At 71.8% G+C, this 15,567-nt stretch carries 16 protein-coding genes, 1 tRNA gene and 1 pseudogene; 7 read left to right on the top strand and 11 right to left on the bottom strand.

Annotated elements, in window-relative coordinates; all coding sequences use genetic code 11:
- The first annotated feature begins 86 nt into the window (after positions 1-86).
- Positions 87-1,820, top strand: coding sequence for a DoxX family protein (locus ABD358_RS03745; protein ID WP_425576232.1), 1,734 nt, complete (start codon positions 87-89; stop codon positions 1,818-1,820).
- A 204-nt stretch (positions 1,821-2,024) separates the two neighbouring features.
- On the opposite strand, the gene ABD358_RS03740 is transcribed toward ABD358_RS03745, so the two are convergent.
- From ABD358_RS03740 to ABD358_RS03730, 3 genes are all read right to left on the bottom strand, one after another.
- On the bottom strand, positions 2,025-2,768 hold the full coding sequence (locus ABD358_RS03740; protein WP_344629352.1) for a nucleotidyltransferase family protein: 744 nt from the start codon (positions 2,766-2,768) through the stop codon (positions 2,025-2,027).
- Between the two features lie 203 nt (positions 2,769-2,971).
- Complete coding sequence (locus tag ABD358_RS03735; protein WP_344629351.1) at positions 2,972-3,388, bottom strand: hypothetical protein; 417 nt, start codon at positions 3,386-3,388, stop codon at positions 2,972-2,974.
- A 319-nt stretch (positions 3,389-3,707) separates the two neighbouring features.
- Positions 3,708-4,826, bottom strand: a complete 1,119-nt coding sequence (locus tag ABD358_RS03730) for an ABC transporter ATP-binding protein (RefSeq protein WP_344629350.1) — start codon at positions 4,824-4,826, stop codon at positions 3,708-3,710.
- 194 nt (positions 4,827-5,020) lie between these two features.
- Here ABD358_RS03730 and ABD358_RS03725 point away from each other — a divergent pair.
- Positions 5,021-5,093: transfer RNA gene (locus tag ABD358_RS03725), tRNA-Thr, on the top strand.
- 97 nt (positions 5,094-5,190) lie between these two features.
- Here ABD358_RS03725 and ABD358_RS03720 read toward each other — a convergent pair.
- Complete coding sequence (locus tag ABD358_RS03720) at positions 5,191-6,459, bottom strand: tyrosine-type recombinase/integrase (RefSeq protein ID WP_344629349.1); 1,269 nt, start codon at positions 6,457-6,459, stop codon at positions 5,191-5,193.
- A complete protein-coding gene (locus ABD358_RS03715; RefSeq protein WP_344629348.1) occupies positions 6,452-7,030 on the bottom strand; it encodes a helix-turn-helix domain-containing protein in 579 nt (192 codons plus the stop codon). Before ABD358_RS03715 ends, ABD358_RS03720 begins: the two co-directional genes overlap by 8 nt.
- A 121-nt stretch (positions 7,031-7,151) precedes the next feature.
- On the opposite strand from ABD358_RS03715, the gene ABD358_RS03710 reads away from it, so the two are divergent.
- The 5 genes and pseudogenes from ABD358_RS03710 to ABD358_RS03690 all read left to right on the top strand — a co-directional run bounded on the left by ABD358_RS03710 (position 7,152) and on the right by ABD358_RS03690 (position 11,480).
- Positions 7,152-7,391: a helix-turn-helix transcriptional regulator gene (locus ABD358_RS03710; protein ID WP_344629347.1), complete on the top strand. Its 240-nt coding sequence runs from the start codon at positions 7,152-7,154 to the stop codon at positions 7,389-7,391.
- A gap of 140 nt (positions 7,392-7,531) precedes the next feature.
- A pseudogene (locus ABD358_RS03705) lies at positions 7,532-8,357 on the top strand (bifunctional DNA primase/polymerase).
- Positions 8,354-10,198, top strand: coding sequence for an ATP-binding protein (locus ABD358_RS03700; RefSeq protein WP_344629346.1), 1,845 nt, complete (start codon positions 8,354-8,356; stop codon positions 10,196-10,198). The pseudogene ABD358_RS03705 and the gene ABD358_RS03700 overlap by 4 nt, the downstream one beginning before the upstream one ends.
- Before the next feature lie 17 nt (positions 10,199-10,215).
- A complete protein-coding gene (locus tag ABD358_RS03695) occupies positions 10,216-11,160 on the top strand; it encodes a hypothetical protein (RefSeq protein WP_344629345.1) in 945 nt (314 codons plus the stop codon).
- 14 nt (positions 11,161-11,174) lie between these two features.
- Complete coding sequence (locus tag ABD358_RS03690; protein ID WP_344629344.1) at positions 11,175-11,480, top strand: hypothetical protein; 306 nt, start codon at positions 11,175-11,177, stop codon at positions 11,478-11,480.
- Between the two features lie 359 nt (positions 11,481-11,839).
- Here ABD358_RS03690 and ABD358_RS03685 read toward each other — a convergent pair whose 3' ends face one another.
- The 6 genes from ABD358_RS03685 to ABD358_RS03660 form a co-directional block, all read right to left on the bottom strand.
- Complete coding sequence (locus ABD358_RS03685; protein ID WP_344629343.1) at positions 11,840-12,205, bottom strand: hypothetical protein; 366 nt, start codon at positions 12,203-12,205, stop codon at positions 11,840-11,842.
- 198 nt (positions 12,206-12,403) lie between these two features.
- On the bottom strand, positions 12,404-14,593 hold the full coding sequence (locus ABD358_RS03680; RefSeq protein WP_344629342.1) for an FtsK/SpoIIIE domain-containing protein: 2,190 nt from the start codon (positions 14,591-14,593) through the stop codon (positions 12,404-12,406).
- A gap of 86 nt (positions 14,594-14,679) precedes the next feature.
- A complete protein-coding gene (locus tag ABD358_RS03675) occupies positions 14,680-14,862 on the bottom strand; it encodes a DUF6257 family protein (RefSeq protein WP_344629341.1) in 183 nt (60 codons plus the stop codon).
- Positions 14,863-14,882: 20 nt separating this feature from the next.
- Positions 14,883-15,074, bottom strand: coding sequence for a hypothetical protein (locus ABD358_RS03670; protein WP_344629340.1), 192 nt, complete (start codon positions 15,072-15,074; stop codon positions 14,883-14,885).
- A gap of 16 nt (positions 15,075-15,090) precedes the next feature.
- A complete protein-coding gene (locus ABD358_RS03665; protein WP_344629339.1) occupies positions 15,091-15,267 on the bottom strand; it encodes a hypothetical protein in 177 nt (58 codons plus the stop codon).
- 25 nt (positions 15,268-15,292) lie between these two features.
- Positions 15,293-15,493, bottom strand: coding sequence for a hypothetical protein (locus tag ABD358_RS03660; protein WP_344629338.1), 201 nt, complete (start codon positions 15,491-15,493; stop codon positions 15,293-15,295).
- Positions 15,494-15,567 lie beyond the last annotated feature (74 nt).

The raw sequence follows: 15,567 nt of genomic DNA, 5'->3' as shown, positions 1-15,567 counted from the left end.
GCGGGCCGCCGCGATCTTGACGGGCCCCCGACACATCGGGACGGGCCAGGCAGTGTCCTATGCGTCCGTCACTCGGTTAGAGGAGTGTGGACACCAGAACACCCGGCACACAGTCCCCCGGCTCGGGCCGCCGCCCCGAGGAGGCCCCGGGAGGAAAATCGCGCGGTTTCTTCGACGACGAGCCGGTGCTGAGCACGGTCAAGGTGCCCAGCGACCCGGCCGAGGTCGTCGTCAACCACGCGAGCTTCAGGGTGCGGCTCGCCTCCCCGCCGTCCCGGCTGCCCCGCGCCCGCGTGCCGGTCGGAGCCGAGACGCTGTCCGCCGTCCGCGGGGCCGTCCCGGTCAGGCGTGCGGCCAGGCGCCGCACGCCCGTGGTGTGGAGCGGCCGGACGGAGCCGGGCGACGTACGGGCCACCCGGCTGCTCCAGGCGGTCCGCCGCGCGAACATCGAGGGCGAGGCGCTCAACGCCACGACCCAGGTGCTGCCGCGCGTGGTGCCGGGCGCCGCCCCGCCCCCGGACGACGGTCCGCGCACCGCGGCCGTCGCCACCGACGACGGCCCGCCCACGATCATCGCCCCCCGAGCGCCGCAGCCGCCCGAGCACCTCCCGCTCGGACGTCCGCTGCTGGACGGCGTCCGGCCCGCCGAGGGCGCGTACGACCTCCCGGACGACGAGCCCCACGACGGGCGGGACGACCTCTCCTACGGCCCCCACCACCCCTACGACCTCTACGAGGCGGACGACGGGGAGGACGGGGACGCCGGGGGGAGCCCCCGCCGCGAGCTCCCGCGGCACGGCTACTACCCCGGCCGCCGGATGAACCTCGGCGTCGTCCTGCTGCCGCTGCGGATCTTCCTCGGCTTCATCTCCGTCTACGCCGGGATGGGCAAGCTCTGCGACCCCGTCTACTTCGACGGCGGCGAGCGCGGCTCGCTGGTGAGCTGGCTGAACTCCCTCGAACCGTGGGCCGTGGCCGAGCCGCTGCACGCCTTCGCGCTCGCCCACCCCGTCGGCGCCGGGCTGTTCGTCGCCTTCCTCCAGATCGTCGTGGGGGTGCTGACCGTCCTGGGCCTGTGGCAGCGGGCCGCCGCGGGCGCCGGGGCACTGCTGTCGGTGACGCTGATCGTGACGGTGAGCTGGCGCACCGTCCCGGTGTACGACGCCCCGGACATCATCTACCTGGCCGCCTGGAGCCCCCTGGTCATCGCGGGCGCGCCGTACTACTCGCTGGACGCGCGGCTGGCGGGCGAGGCCTGGCGGACGCTCGGCCCGCGCGTGGAGGTGTGGGAGCTGCGGCGGCGCGTGCTGCGCCGCGGCGCGGTCGTCGCGACGGTCGTGCTGGGTCTGACGCTGCTGATCGGCTCGGTGATGGGCAGCGCGGTGCGCTCCGCGCGGGTCGCCACCGTGCCCGAGCCGGGCGGTCCGCTGACCAACAACCAGCCCGGTTCGCCCCTGCCCCGGAAGTCCGGTGAGCGTCCGAGTCCGTCCACCTCCGGTACGGGTTCCGGGCGGCCGGACGCGAGCGCCTCGGCGGAACCGAGCCCGTCCGCGTCCTCTCCGGGAGCCACCGTCCCCAGCGCGGGCGACACCGGCGGCGGGGCCCAGCCGGACTCGCCGAGCCAGCAGCAGACGGTGCAGGCCCCGCAGCGTCCCGCCCCGCCGGTCCCCGTGCCCGACACCCCGGCGGACCCGGGCGGCACCGGAGGCAGCGGCGACACCGGCACGTCCGGCGGGACCGGTGGCGGAGACGACGGCGACGACGGCGCGGACAGCGGCGACGGTGGCGGTGGCGGCGCGCTGGGCGGCCTGCTGGGCTGACGGCGGACCCGTGGGACAGAACCGCTGCCCCGCCCCTCCTCAAGAGGGGCGGGGCAGCGGTGCCGTGCCGGCTCGTGCAGATCCTCCGAACGCCCGGTGGCAGCCCTTTCACGAGCCCAGTGAGCCCTGCGGGACCCGTGGGCCGTACAGCCCACGCGAACCCGCGGGCCTGCAGGCCTCTGTCGTCGGCCTCCGCGGGCGGGACTACCGGGAACGGCTGTGGCCCGCCAGCTCCCTGGCGGCCTCGGTGAGGTCCTTGGCGGTGTCGATGGCCCGCCAGTAGGCGCCCTGCGGGATCTGGTAACCCGCCAGGGCGCGTTCGCGCGCCAGGCGCGGGAAGGTGGTCCGCTCGTGGTCGCCGCGGTCGGGCAGCATCGCGGTGAAGGGCGCGGAGAACACGTAGACGCCCGCGTTGATCAGGTACGGCGAGGGCGGAGCCTCGATGAAGTCCAGGACGTGCCCGAACTCGTCGGTCTCCACGGCCCCCCAGGGGATGCGCGGACGGGCCAGGGCCACGGTGGCGGTGGCGTCGCGCTCGGCGTGGAACTCGGACATCTCACGCAGCGAGAAGCGCGTCCAGATGTCGCCGTTGGTGGCGTACCACGGCTCGTCGGGGCGGGGGAGCGAGGCGGCGGCGTACTTCAGACCGCCGCCGCGGCCCAGGGGCTCCTTCTCGACGACGGTCGTCACTTTGAGGGGGAGTTCGGTGGTGTCCAGCCACTCCTGGAGCACCTCGGCGAGATGGCCGCAGGAGATCACGACATCGGTGACGCCCTCGGCGGCCAGCCAGTCGAGCTGGTGGCCGATGATCGGGGTCCCGGTGCCGGGGATCTCGACCATCGGTTTGGGACGGTCGTCGGTGTACGGGCGCAGCCGTGACCCCTGGCCACCGGCCAGGACCACGGCCTGAGTCGGGTGGATGTGTGCGAACTGGGCGTCGAGAGTCATGCGGAGACGATATGCGCAGCCGTTTCCGCGTCCACCCGGTACCCGGGATTCCCCGGGGCGCCCGGCTCTGCCAGGGGGCGCCCGGGGCGCACATCGGCCGACGGGACCCGAAACCGGACCGGCGGTTTCCGGATCAGCGGGACCCGGACGAGCCCGGACGGACAGGACCCGGGGCGGAGGGTTCCGGGTCAACGGGACCCGGATCAGCGGGACTCGGCGATCCCCGCGGCGAAGGAGGTGTCGCACACCGGCCGGGAGTAGGCGTGGGCGCGGTGGGCGCTCCCGTACTTCCGCACCGCGGCCCGGCCCAGGGCCCGTGCGATGGAGGTGCAGTGCTTCGCCAGGGACGGCCTGCGGTTCATCTCCTCCTGCAGGCTCGTCAGGGCGGCGCCCGGGTCCTTCTCCTGGAGTTCCGCGACGAGCCGGTCGCGCACCACCTCGTGCGGAGCGCGCGGCTTCCCCCGGTCCGCCGTCCGCTCGGAGGAGGCGGTGAGGACCTGCGTCTCGTACGGCGAGGGCGCCCAGGAGACGCGGGTGACGGCGAGGGTCCCGGACAGGACCAGGACGACCGGGAGGACGAGGGCGAGAGTCCTGCCGATGTGGCGCGCTACCGGATTCACTAGTGGAGCCTTCCTCGCGAGGACGGTTTCGGGAGCCCGCTGAGGGGCGATTGCGATCGTAGCGAGGAGTAGTGATATGGCGACATTTGCTCACACTCCCGAGTGAAGGGGAATCCCGTATCACCTGGGACGTGTTGACGAACGGCCCCTTTTTCGCCTTTTCTTCCTTTTTGGCCTTCCTTCTTCTCGGGACCCCATCCCCCGCCCTCGGCTCCCCGGTGTTCCCGGACAAGCGGCAGGGGCCCGCACCCCCGCGTGCTGCGGGAGGTACGGGCCCCTGTCGGCCGTTGCGCGGAACCCGGGCGTGCCCGGGCCCGGCTCAGTCGCTCAGACGCGCACCGGTGGAGGTGGAGAACACGTGGGTCTCGCCGACGCGCGGCACCACGTGGATCGTCGAGCCCTTCTCCGGGATCTCGCGGGCGCCGACGCGGACGATGAGGTCCTTCGCCTCGCCGCCGACCTCGGCGGTGCCGTACACGTAACCGTCGGCGCCCAGCTCCTCGACGACGTTGACGGTGACGGCCAGGCCGGCGGGCTGGTCCTTGGCCAGGCCCGTGCCCTCGGCGCTGACGACGTCCAGGTGCTCGGGGCGGATGCCGACGGTGACGGTCTTGTCGCCCTTGCTCGCGGCCTCGGCGACCGCCTCGCGCTCGACCGGGACCACGCTGTTGCCGAACTTCACACCGCCGTCGGTGATCGGCACCTCGACCAGGTTCATCGCCGGGGAGCCGATGAAGCCCGCGACGAAGAGGTTGGCCGGCTTGTCGTACATGTGGCGCGGCGCGTCGATCTGCTGGAGCACGCCGTCCTTGAGCACGGCCACCCGGTCGCCCATGGTCATGGCCTCGGTCTGGTCGTGGGTGACGTACACCGTGGTGATGCCCAGACGGCGCTGGAGGCTGGCGATCTGCGTACGGGTCTGGACGCGGAGCTTGGCGTCGAGGTTCGACAGCGGCTCGTCCATCAGGAACACCTGCGGCTCGCGGACGATCGCGCGGCCCATCGCCACACGCTGCCGCTGACCGCCGGAGAGCGCCTTGGGCTTGCGGTCCAGGTACGGGGTCAGGTCCAGGATCTTCGCGGCGTCCTCGACCTTCGCGCGGATCTGGTCCTTCGGCACGCCCGCGATCTTGAGCGCGAAGCCCATGTTCTGGGCGACGGTCATGTGCGGGTACAGCGCGTAGTTCTGGAACACCATCGCGATGTCCCGGTCCTTGGGCGGCAGGTGGGTGACGTCACGGTCACCGATGCGGATGGCGCCGCCGTTGACGTCCTCCAGGCCCGCGAGCATTCGCAGGGAGGTGGACTTGCCGCAGCCGGAGGGGCCGACGAGGACGAGGAACTCGCCGTCCGCGATCTCGATGTCGAGCTGGTCGACGGCGGGCTTGTCGGAACCCGGGTAGATCCGGGTCGCCTTGTCGTAGGTGACCGTAGCCATGTGTGAGTTGTCTCCTTCACCGGCAGGAACGTGCCGGACGATCCGAGTAAAGGCGGTGTTCCACTGATGAACCCAGGGGAACGCCCGCTGACCGTAACCCGGCGGAGTGCTTGTTGTCAGCAGTTCGCGTACGACGAAAAGTCCGGCGGCTCGCCCGCGGGATGTAGGTAGACTGCGTACGCACGTCAGTGCACGCCGCCTTAGCTCAGCTGGTAGAGCGCCGCTCTTGTAAAGCGAAGGTCGTCGGTTCGAGCCCGACAGGCGGCTCAACGCTGGACCGCTGGTCACAGGCCGGTTGGTCCCTGCCCGTCCGGAGGTCCCCGGGCGGGCAGTACGCATTCTGTACACATGATCTTGTCTCCTGTCACGCCGCGAGCGACGCATCCATGGGCTTCCGTGCGGACGGGACGGTGCCACCGCGCCGGATCACTTCCCGCCGCAGAGCGCCAGCGAACCGGGCCCGCAGCAGCACCCGTTCGCGCCGCATGTCCAGCGCGTCCGCCACCTCGTCGAGCCGGTCCGGCCACAGGTGGCCGTAGACGTTCAGCGTCATGGCCGCGTCCTTGTGCCCGAGCATGAGCTGCACGACCTTCACGTCGGCCCCGGCCGCGATGGCGAGCGTCGCCGCGGTGTGCCGCAGCTTGTGCGGCGTCACCCCGAGCCCGTCGAGCCCAGCCGCCTTCACCGCCTTGTCGAACACCCGGGAGCGGAAGTTCCCGTACCGCAGCGGGCCGCCGTTCGGGGCGGTGAACAGCAGGTCGTTCGGGCCTTTGCCGCGCACCAGCGCGGCGAGTTCGGCGGCGAACGACCGCGGCAGCGGCACCGACCGCTTCTCGTGGTTCTTCACCGGCCCGGCGGCGAGCTTGCCCTTGACGTCGGAGTACGCCTGAACGATGCGGATGCGGCGCTTGTCGAGCTGGACGCGCCCGGCCTTGATGGCGGTGGCCTCGCCCCACCGGATGCCGCAGTACCCGAGCACCAGGACTAGGAGCCGGTAGTCGCCGGCGGCGTTCGCCAGTGCTTCGAGCTGCTCGTGCGACAGGTAGACGTGATCGTCGTCGTCGTCCTTGCGCGGCAGGTCGTGGTCGTGTGCCGGGTTGGCCGCGATGCGGCCGGTCTGCACCGCCCGCTTCATCACCGCAGAGAACACCCGGTAGACCTTCACCACCCGGGCCGGCCCGAGCATCCGCCCGGAGATGCCGGGCTTGTTGCACAGCTCGTCGACCCACTCGGAGACGTCCTCCCACCGGATCGCCCCGACCTGCCAGTCGCGCCACTTCGGCAGCACGTAGGAGTCGAGGCACTCGCGGTAGTCCGCTCTCGTGCGCCGGCTCTGCTTGCGCAGCGAGCCGTGCCACTCCTCGGCCACCGTCGAGAACGCGGCCTTGCCCGACTGCGGGTCGCGGTAGCTGCCCCTGTCGAGCCGGTTCAGCAGCGCGTTCTTCTCGGCCTCGGCCTGCGGCAGCTTGCCGTAGGTCTTCGCCTTCGGTTTCCCGTCCGGGCCGTACCACCGCACCCGCCACCGGCCCGGTGGCTGCCGTTTGGCGCCCTCACGCTTCGCGGCCTGCCACTTCTCCATGGCGGCCTGGTAGTCGGCGTGGTTCGCGCGGTCCTCGATCCAGACCCTAGCCATCGGCGTCGTCCTCCTGCCGCTTCAGCCGGTAGCGGGTCTTCCCGTTCTCCGTGGTGGCCTCGATGCCGGCCGCGCGCATGATGCGGCTGGCACTGGTACGGGGGACTCGGCCCTCGTCTTCCTCGTTCTCCATGTCGACGAGCCAGTGAGGGCGCCCGAAGAGTCGGTACGTCATGACCGCTTCGTACAGCGCGTATGCACCACCGGATACCGGCTGACCGAGCGGTCCGCGTCCGTCAATCCACTCCCATGCCTCAATCGCGTGAACCGGCTTGCTGCCCGTGATCTCGACCTCGTCGAGCGGGTCGGTGTCGACCGGCAGCAGAAGCCCGGAAGGCGCGATGTTCAGCGCGACGGCGAGAGCCATCAGGTCGCCGACGTCCACGCGACGCTCTGCCCTCTCGATCTTCGCAAGCGCTGAGGGCGAGATGGGGCGTCCGGCCTGGCGAAGCAGACCCGACAGTGCGTAGGTGGAAAGCCCTCGTCCTTCGCGGACGCGGCGCACGTTCGCTGCCACGTTCTTTCCGGTGGCGTCGGTGACCTGGGTTCGGGGCCGCTGCTGCTCAGTCATGAGCCTCAGCGTAGGACTCAACTGGATCTTTTGGAGCCCTGGGGGCTCTGGTAGTGTCCTTCGCATGGATCGAATGTATCCTCAAGCGAGTCGCAAAGCAACTCATCTGAGGGGAGAAGCGATGAGTGGGGAGAGCACACCGCAGACGGCGAGGCGAGCCGTCGACGAGCTGCTGACGCCCAAGCAGGTACATGCCGACTACGGGTTCAGTCCGCAGACCCTCGCGAACTGGAGGTGGATGGGCATGGGCCCGGACTACATCAAGACGACCCCCAGCAAGGCGGGAAGGATCAAGTACCGCCGGTCGTCCATCGAGAGGTGGCTCAAGGCCCAGACTGTGAACACCGGAGACGCGGCGTGAGCACCAGCAACGAAAACGCCCCCGGCCTGCGGCAACAGGCTGCGGGGGCGGATGACCAGCGGTGGGGCGGGTCTGAGCACATCGTGCCACACGGCACCCTTTGGCGGAACGCGCTGCGTCACGCCACCACGGCAGCCGATATGGGCTTCCATGTGGGACCGCTCACCCGGAAGAAGCTGCCGGCGATCCGCTCCCCGCATCGCGACGACCCGCCCGGTACGCCGAAGTGCCGCGGCGAGTGCGGCCGACTCGGGCACGGCGTGCACGACTTCTCCAACGACCGGGACCGCGTCGCCGCGCAGTTTGCCGCAGCGCCGTACGCCACGGGCTACGGCATCGCGTGCGGCCGTGCCCCTCACTGGCTGATCGGGCTCGACCTCGACCGGAAGAACGGTGTCGACGGCGTCGAGTCGCTGCGGGCCCTGGCCGACGAGCACGGCTTCACGATGCCGGCCACTGTCGTCGTTGCCACCCCGTCCGGCGGCCTCCACCTGTGGCTGTCCGGCCCGGCCGGGGTGAAGGTCCCCAACTCCGCCAGCAAGCTCGGGCCCGGCATCGACGTGCGGGGCTCGGGCGGGTACCTCGTCGGCCCCGGCTCGTGGACCCCGAAGGGCGTCTATCAGGTGGTGGCCCATGGGTGAGCCGATCGTGGGCCGGGTGCCCGACGAGCTGCTGCGGCTGATGCTGCCGCAGCCCAAGCCGTCACCTGCCAGACCTGTACGGCTTCCCGGACGGCGCCGCTCTGCGGTCCTCACAGGCTTGGTGCGGTTCGTCCTCGAAGCACCCGACGGCGAGCTGAACAACCGCCTGTACTGGGCCGCGTGCCGCGCCTTCGAGACCGACGTCGATGCCGACGCGGTCGCGGCCGCCCTGGTCGAAGCCGCAGTCACCGTCGGCCACCCCGAAGCAGCCGCAGCGCGGACGGTGGCCAGCGCACGCAACGCACCAGCAAGGAAGCGCCGATGAGCGATGACGAGAAGGACAACATCGACGAGAAGGCGCGCGAGATCCTGCGCCGTGCCGGGATCGCGGAAGAGGACAAGGGGCGCGGCCCGTCGCAGGCGTCGCAGCTCGTCGCCCTGGCTCGGGAGCGGTATGAGCTGTTCATGTCCGAGGACGGCCGACCCTACGGCGTGAAGCGGGACGGGCCGAACATCGCCCGGCCGCTGCGTGGGAAGGCTGGCCTGCGGTCCGAGCTGTCCCTGCTCTACACCGATGCCAACAGCGGCAATGCTCCTTCGCAGTCCGCGTTGACTGACGCCATGACCGTGCTGGAAGGCGTCGCTCAGGCTGCTGACCCGCGGGTGCCGCACCTGCGGGTCGCCCGCCACGGCGACGAGATCGTCGTCGACCTGGCGACCGCCGACGGGCGGTGCGTCATCATCGGCCCGGACGGGTGGCACCGGGCGCCGCGCTCCCCGGTGCTGTTCCGCCGGTCCGGCGCCATGAAGCCGCTGCCCGAGCCGATCGCCGACGGCGACGGCCTCGCCAAGCTGCGGAACCTGCTCAACACCAGCGACGAGGGGTTCCGGCTCCTCGTCGCGTGGCTCGTCGCGGCGTTCATCCCTGACCTGCCGCACCCGATCCTGACGTTCCGCGGGGAGCAGGGCACCGGGAAGTCGAAGGGCGCGGCGATGGTGATCGGCATCGTCGACCCGTCCGGGGCGCCGAAGCGGACTGCGCCGCGCGACATCAAGTCGTGGGCGACGCAGGCGTTCAATTCCTGGGCCCTGTGCCTCGACAACGTCTCGATCATCCCCGATTGGCTGTCGGATGCCCTGTGCCGGGCGGTGACCGGCGACGGCATCGTCGACCGCGCGCTGTACACCGACGACGACGTCGTCGTGCTGGAGTTCCGGCGCGTGCTGGCCATGACGACGATCGACGCCGGCGCGCTCGCAGGTGACCTCGCCGAGCGGCTGCTGACGATCGAGCTGAACCTCATCCCGGACCACAAGCGGCGCGAGGAAGCCGAGTTGGACGCGGCCTACGCCGAAGCGCACCCGTCGATCCTGGCGTCGCTGTTCGACCTACTCGCCCAGGTGCTCAAAGTGCTGCCCGAAGTGCAGCTCGCCGAGCGGCCGCGCATGGCCGACTTCGCGCGCATCCTCGCCGCAGTCGACCAGGTGCAGGGCTGGAACACCCTTGGCAGTTACCGGGCGAGCGCTCGCGACGCGGTCGCCGACGTCCTCGACGGCGAGCCGTTCGCGCAAGCCGTCGTCGCCCTGGTCGACGCGGCCGGGCCCAACGGGGTGAAGCTGACCGCTCAGCAGCTCCTCGACAGCGTCCAGACACCCGACAAGCTGCCGAAGAAGTGGCCGAAGGACTCCACCCGCGCGGCCGGCCAGCTCAAGCGCTTGGCGCCCGCTCTGCGCACGATCGGCATCGAGGTCGACGACAGCGAGCGGCAGCCGCGCGGCAACCGGTCGCGGCTCTACCGGCTCACGGCCTCAGAGAGTAGGCGCAAGACAGCACCCGCAGCACCCACAGCACCCGCAACCGGCGATGACCAGCACGAACGCGCGGGTGCTGAGGACGGCGGCAGCACCCGCGACAGCACCCGCAGCACCCGCGGCGGGCGCTCTGCGGGTGCTGCGGGTGCTACGGCGGGTGCTGCGAAAAGCACAGCACCCGCAGACGACACCCTGCTTGACCTGCCCGAATCCCAGTCTGCGGGCGCTACGGGCGCTGCGGGTGCTGGATTGCACCCACTCTCTGTTTCCGCGCTCTGCGCGGCGTGCGGCCTTCCCATGGCGCCCCTGACACCCGACCAGACCACACACCCCGGCTGCGACGACACAGCCTGACCACAGGAAGGACCACCATGACCACCGACACCAGCACCGAGCGCGACCCGCTCGACATAGCCCTCGACGCCATCCCCGCGTTCCGCACCATCCAGGCCGCCAACGACGCCGTACAGCAGCGCATCACCGCGCTCCGCTCCGGCGGCGGCGCCCCGCCTGTCGACCTCGGCCGGGAGGTGCTCGACGCGCTCACCGCCGGCGAGCCGGTGCCCGCCGACCTCGGCCGCCGCGCGTGGGAGGCACAGCAGGCCGCGGAGTTCCAGAAGGCTGAGCTGCTGGTCCTCCAGGGCACCGAGGCACGGCTGAAGAACAAGGGCGAACTCGCCGTGCGCGCCGGCGCCGACGACGCGCTGCGCGCCCTGCGCCCGGTCCTCGACGAGCTGCTCGACACCGCCCGGCCCCTGGCGGCCGCTCTGCGCGGCGTGCACGACGCGCAGAGCGCCATCGACCGCGGACCGAAGGCGGTCGCGGCCTGGTCCGGCTTCAACAAGCTCGTCGGGCGGTACGCCAGCATCCGCAGTGCGCAGTACAAGATCACCCGGGCCTCGGTCCCCGGCCCGGCCATCACCATCGGGCGCGAGCACCTCGACTTCGCCGCGGTGTTCCCGGTGTGGTCGGAGATCGCGAACGTCACCGAGGTGTGGCCCGAGTGGCAGCCCGGCCGCAGCGACGGCAAGACCGTCCCGCCGTGGCCGGTGCTCTCCCCGCACAAGCCGTTCGAGGTGCGGCACGACCGCGAGTGGTTCCTGTGGGTGCTCACCCATCCGCGGGTGCGGCTGTGGCTGCCCACTCTTGGCGAGCTGCGGAAGGCGTACGCCGACCAGCGCGACGACGCCCGGCAGCGCGGCGGCAAGCCCGCAAAGAGGGTCACCGGCGAGCGGCTCAGGCGCCCGGTGCGCGTCAAGGGCGGCGACGGATCGGAGTGGAACGAGTACCAGGACGCGGCAACGGCCGCCAAGTAGGAAGGCAGGAAGGCATGACCGACCAGCGGAAGCGCCGGCGCCCCGTCGACGGGAAGGCGCTGTACCGGCAGCTCATCGGCCCACTGTCCACCGACACGGACGCCGACGAGTTCGCCGCCATGGAGGACACCCGCGCCAACCGCGCCCGGCTCGCGCACATCGCGCAGCGCGGCGGCGAGCGCGGCCGGGCTGCCCGCGCCCAGCTCGCGAAGTGGGAGGCCGCCGACGGCGACGGCAACCGCGACCCGCTCGACGACCGGCAGGTGACCAGCGGCCGGCGCCGGGCGGCGAACCCGTTCGACGACCCGCCCGCGGCGTAGCCGAACACCGGAGCGCCCCGCCCGCCACCACGGCGAGCGGGGCGCTTCCGCGTCTGCTGGTGTCACGGATACGGCGCGCTGACCAGGACCGACGCGGACGGCGCGACACGCCGACGCGCTCAGTGCCCGTCTGCCGAAACCGACGTCGAATCACTCTCGGCACCCGGTGAACGAGCGCCTGCGGGGCCGTCGAAGGGCGGCAAGAGGGCACGGGCGCCGAAATCCCCAGACCCGTACAGAACCTCAGCCGCAGCACCTCCCGGGGCGCAGACCGGGGGGGAGGGGGGAGTCACCCCCCACCCCGGGTCGCAGACGACGAGACGCCCCGCCCGGTCGGTCCGGGATGCGGCTTCGGTGCCTCACACGATCAGGCGCGTCCATGTCTGGGAGCGTCCGAAGCGGGTGCGCCACGTCACGATCACCGCGTAGTCCTCGGGGCTCTCCATGTCGGGCAGGGCCAGGATGCGAATCACTTCTCCAGGTGCCACTACATCGGCATGGGCCTCGGCGTCGACGTCGGCCGGATCGGAAGCCGAGCCAGCTCGTATGCGCACCTGATGGGCGTCAGCGGACCCGACGTTGATGACGTAGGGGATCTTCCCCTTCTCGCCACGCAGGTCCCAAGCAACTGACGAACGGTCACGCCACCACACTGCAACCGAGGATGCGGCGGCGATGATCGCGGCGGCCGATCCGATCCAGGTTGCCCAGTCTCCTGCCTCCATGGCCGGCACCCTAGCGTTCACAAGTCGCCACGCACCCATGGCGACAAGGAAACCCCCGCCCAGACGGTTCTGGGCGGGGGCCTTCTGCACCCCCCTACCGGTACTACCGCGCAGGTCAGGGGCCTCTACCGGCCCCACTACTCCGGTAGCGGGCCCCCGCTACATCGGGGGCCTCGGTAGCGGGGCGGTCGGAGGGGGTCAGGTAGCGGGATCGGTAGCGGGTCCCCCCTCTACCGGCCGCCGGTCGAGGAGGATCTCGGCGGGCACGGCGGCCTCGATGTCGCGGCGCTGGTAGCCGGACCGGTTCACTCCGTTGATCTTCACCTGCTTGGTGTCGCGGGTGACGCCGGCGGCCTCCAGCTCGGCGGCCAGCCGCTCGGCGTCCCAGTCGCCGTAGGTGTCCTCGTCCAGGTTGGCCAGCCGGGCGAGCAGGTCGACGGTGTGCATCCGCGGCGTGTGCTGCATGACCTCCAGCACGTCGGAGACGACCGCGGGCACGGTGAAGCCGGCCTCGTCGGCGGCGGCCTGCACGTCGCCAGCCGCGTCCCCGGTGAGCTGCTGGTGCTGCACGCGCAGCTCCCGGCCGCGCCGGCACAGCTCGGCGAACGCCGGGCCGTCGATGAAGTCGGCCAGCACCGTCACGAACGACGCCGGGCCGGTGACCAGCACCCCGGTGCCCTTGTGCTCCTCGGAGAGCACCGAGGCGTCCGCGCCCTGGGCGGCCTTGCCCTTGCCCAGCACCATGTCCGAAGAGGTCTGGTCGACCACCTGGGTGCAGTACCGCAGGGTGATGATCTCCCGCAGCTTGGTCGGCACGCTGTCCGCGTCCGGCCGCTGGGAGGCGAAGTTGCAGATGAACCCGGCGGCCGGGCCGCGCCGGGCGATGCGGCACAGGTCGTTGATGACCTGCTCCCGGTCGTCGCGGTCCATGGCGGTGAAGTACTCCTGTAGCTCGTCGATGGTGACGAAGATGACCGGCAGGTTGTACTTCTCCACCAGCGCCGGCGTCAGCTTGCCCTCGGGGCAGATGGACACCGGCAGTTCGCGCAGCAGCACGAAGCGGCGCTCCATCTCGGCGAGGAGTTCCTTCAGCATGGCCTTGAGGGCCTCAACGGCGTCGTCCTCGGCGCCCATGACCAGGCGGTGTGCCACGGCCCGCATCGGCTTCCAGTCGGCGCCGCCCTTGCCGTCGGCGACGTAGTGCCGCACGAAAGGGTCCAGCAGCCCGGCCGCGGTCATGAGCCGTTGGGTGAAGGTCTTGCCGCGCCGGGGCAGGCCGCCGAAGAACAGCGACTGCCACATCACCGGCACGTTGATGCGGGTGCCGCGGGCGTCGCGGCCGAACGGGATCGGCTCCCAGATGGAGAACCGCTCCAGCTTCAGCAGCGGCGAGTTGTTCTCCGGCGGGCCGTCCAGCAGGTACGGGTCGTCGTCGGCCACCCACATGGACACCCGGCCGGCGTGGCCGCCGCCCGAGGCGCGCACCCGGGAGAGAATCACCTGGATCTCGTCGACCCCGAGTTCGGCGGCGATGGCGGTGCGCTTGGCCAGCACGTCGGCGGCCGTCTTCCCCCCGCCGCGGGGCAGGTCGAAGATGACCGACCAGCCGCGCCCGTCGCGCACCGGGCCCATCACGCAGTGCACCGTCGGCGGCTTCTCGTCGCCCCGGGCGGTGTTCTTCAGCAGCCCGACGGCGCGCAGCGCGTCGTTGACCTGGGCGGCGGACATGTCCACCTTCAGCGGCGGGGTGGGGTGGTCGAGGAGCTGGGCGTCGTCGCCGCGCCCGAGGAGCGCGAGCGGGCCGAGCACGGCGGCGGCCATGGCGGCTTGCAGCAGCGGGTCGGCCCATGCGATGCCCGCCGCCGCGAGCGCCACGGCGGTGGCGGCGGCGCCGAACCGCCAGCGGCGGGCGAGGGTGCGTTCCCGGTGCAGCAGCGCGTACCGCACCGCCAGGTCGACGTCCTCGGGCTTGTCCTTGAGCTGGGCGCGCAGGGCCTTGACGGCGGCGGTGCGGTCGGCGGCGGACAGCACCGGCCACAGGCCGCGGGTGCCGCGCCATGCGCCCTTGGTGGCCAGGTAGGCGAGGCGGAAGGCGTACTTGGGCAGGCGCAGCGCGTGGTAGCCGGTGTGCCAGGCGCACAGCCGCCCGAGCGCGGTCGCGTTCGCGGTGAGCGACTGCCAGGACCGGGCCCACACCGGCAGCAGCGGCGCGTCGGGCACGGTCAGCCAGTCGGCGAGCGGGTTGTCGGGCCGGTCGACGGCCTCCACCGTCGGGCGTTCCTCGGCCTGGGCGGCGCGCTCGGCGTCGGTGTCGAACTTGAGCAGGGACACCTTCGGTTGGGCGTGGCCGTTGACGGCGGCCGGCGGGGTGATCGTGGCGTCGGTCATGATGGTCCTTCCTGGGGTCCTGTGGGCCGTCAGGGGCCCGGGGCGGCCGGTTGGCTGGCAGGCTCGACGGCCGCCCCGGGGCGTTGCTACGGCCGCTGCTTCGCGGCCTTCTCCTCGCGGGCGCGGGCGCCGTCGAGGATCCGGTCGACCTTGCGCTGAAGGTCGGACAGGTCGACGGCGTCGCCGGCGATGTTCCGCTTGCACATCCGCGCGACCAGCACCGTCACCCGGGCCTTCTCGGCGGCGGTCAGCCTCGGCTCATGGGCCATGAGATGGGGCTCCTTCCTGGTCAGTTGGGCGCCGTGCAGACGGCGCAGATGTGGAATGCGTCGGTCGATTCGTGGCAGCGGTCGACGCAGCTACGGCAGGCGCCGGAGTCGCCGTATTCGGCGCGGCCGTCCCATCGCTTGTCGGTGGGGTCGAACGGGCGGTGGCACTGCTTGCACGTGCTGCGTGGCTGGTCGTTGGTCTCCTCGACCATGCGGTGTCCTTCCTGGTCAGCGGGTGGTGCGGCGTACCGCGGCTTCGATCCGCTGCCGCTCCTCGGGCGAGGCGAGGGCCAGGCCGTGGGCGAACTCGCGGGCGGCTTCGGCGTGGTCGCCGTTGCGGTGGGCGGCATCCGACCGTTCGAAGGCCGCCGCGGTGCCGGGGTTGAAGTGGGAGTAGTCGCGCATGGGGGGTGGCTTCTCTCCGCTGTGGTCAGCCGCGGTTGCGGGCGGCGGTGATGTCGTCGTCGGTGGCGCCCTCGCGCTGGGCCTGGGCGACGACGGCGCGGGCGTCGAGGACGGCGCGGGTCTTCTCCTCGTCGGTGGCGTCGGGCCTGCCGAGAGTGGCGGCGGCGTGGTCGACGACGTTGGCGGCGGCGCGCGCGGCGGCGGCGGGGCTGCGGAAGATGCCCATGGTGGGGTCCTCTCGTGTCGGTGGGCCGGGGCTGTCCCGGCTCCCCGCCCGGCCCGCCCGTGGTGGCACGGGCC

This window comes from Streptomyces glaucosporus, from assembly GCF_039533345.1.
In the GTDB taxonomy this organism is placed as follows: Bacteria; Actinomycetota; Actinomycetes; order Streptomycetales; family Streptomycetaceae; genus Streptomyces; species Streptomyces glaucosporus.
Note: the sequence above shows the minus strand (reverse complement) of the source record. Positions and strands in the feature narration are given on the sequence as shown.

Bases quoted from the DNA above. Each gene is read 5' to 3' on its own strand.
- ABD358_RS03740 (WP_344629352.1), bottom strand. From the start codon at position 2,768: ATGACTCTCGACGCCCAGTTCGCACACATCCACCCGACTCAGGCCGTG.
- ABD358_RS03710 (WP_344629347.1), top strand. From the start codon at position 7,152: ATGAGTGGGGAGAGCACACCGCAGACGGCGAGGCGAGCCGTCGACGAG.
- ABD358_RS03720 (WP_344629349.1), bottom strand. From the start codon at position 6,459: ATGGCTAGGGTCTGGATCGAGGACCGCGCGAACCACGCCGACTACCAG.
- ABD358_RS03715 (WP_344629348.1), bottom strand. From the start codon at position 7,030: ATGACTGAGCAGCAGCGGCCCCGAACCCAGGTCACCGACGCCACCGGA.
- ABD358_RS03680 (WP_344629342.1), bottom strand. From the start codon at position 14,593: ATGACCGACGCCACGATCACCCCGCCGGCCGCCGTCAACGGCCACGCC.
- ABD358_RS03660 (WP_344629338.1), bottom strand. From the start codon at position 15,493: ATGGGCATCTTCCGCAGCCCCGCCGCCGCCGCGCGCGCCGCCGCCAAC.
- ABD358_RS03685 (WP_344629343.1), bottom strand. From the start codon at position 12,205: ATGGAGGCAGGAGACTGGGCAACCTGGATCGGATCGGCCGCCGCGATC.
- ABD358_RS03690 (WP_344629344.1), top strand. From the start codon at position 11,175: ATGACCGACCAGCGGAAGCGCCGGCGCCCCGTCGACGGGAAGGCGCTG.
- ABD358_RS03670 (WP_344629340.1), bottom strand. From the start codon at position 15,074: ATGGTCGAGGAGACCAACGACCAGCCACGCAGCACGTGCAAGCAGTGC.
- ABD358_RS03695 (WP_344629345.1), top strand. From the start codon at position 10,216: ATGACCACCGACACCAGCACCGAGCGCGACCCGCTCGACATAGCCCTC.
- ABD358_RS03700 (WP_344629346.1), top strand. From the start codon at position 8,354: ATGAGCGATGACGAGAAGGACAACATCGACGAGAAGGCGCGCGAGATC.
- ABD358_RS03665 (WP_344629339.1), bottom strand. From the start codon at position 15,267: ATGCGCGACTACTCCCACTTCAACCCCGGCACCGCGGCGGCCTTCGAA.
- ABD358_RS03675 (WP_344629341.1), bottom strand. From the start codon at position 14,862: ATGGCCCATGAGCCGAGGCTGACCGCCGCCGAGAAGGCCCGGGTGACG.
- ABD358_RS03730 (WP_344629350.1), bottom strand. From the start codon at position 4,826: ATGGCTACGGTCACCTACGACAAGGCGACCCGGATCTACCCGGGTTCC.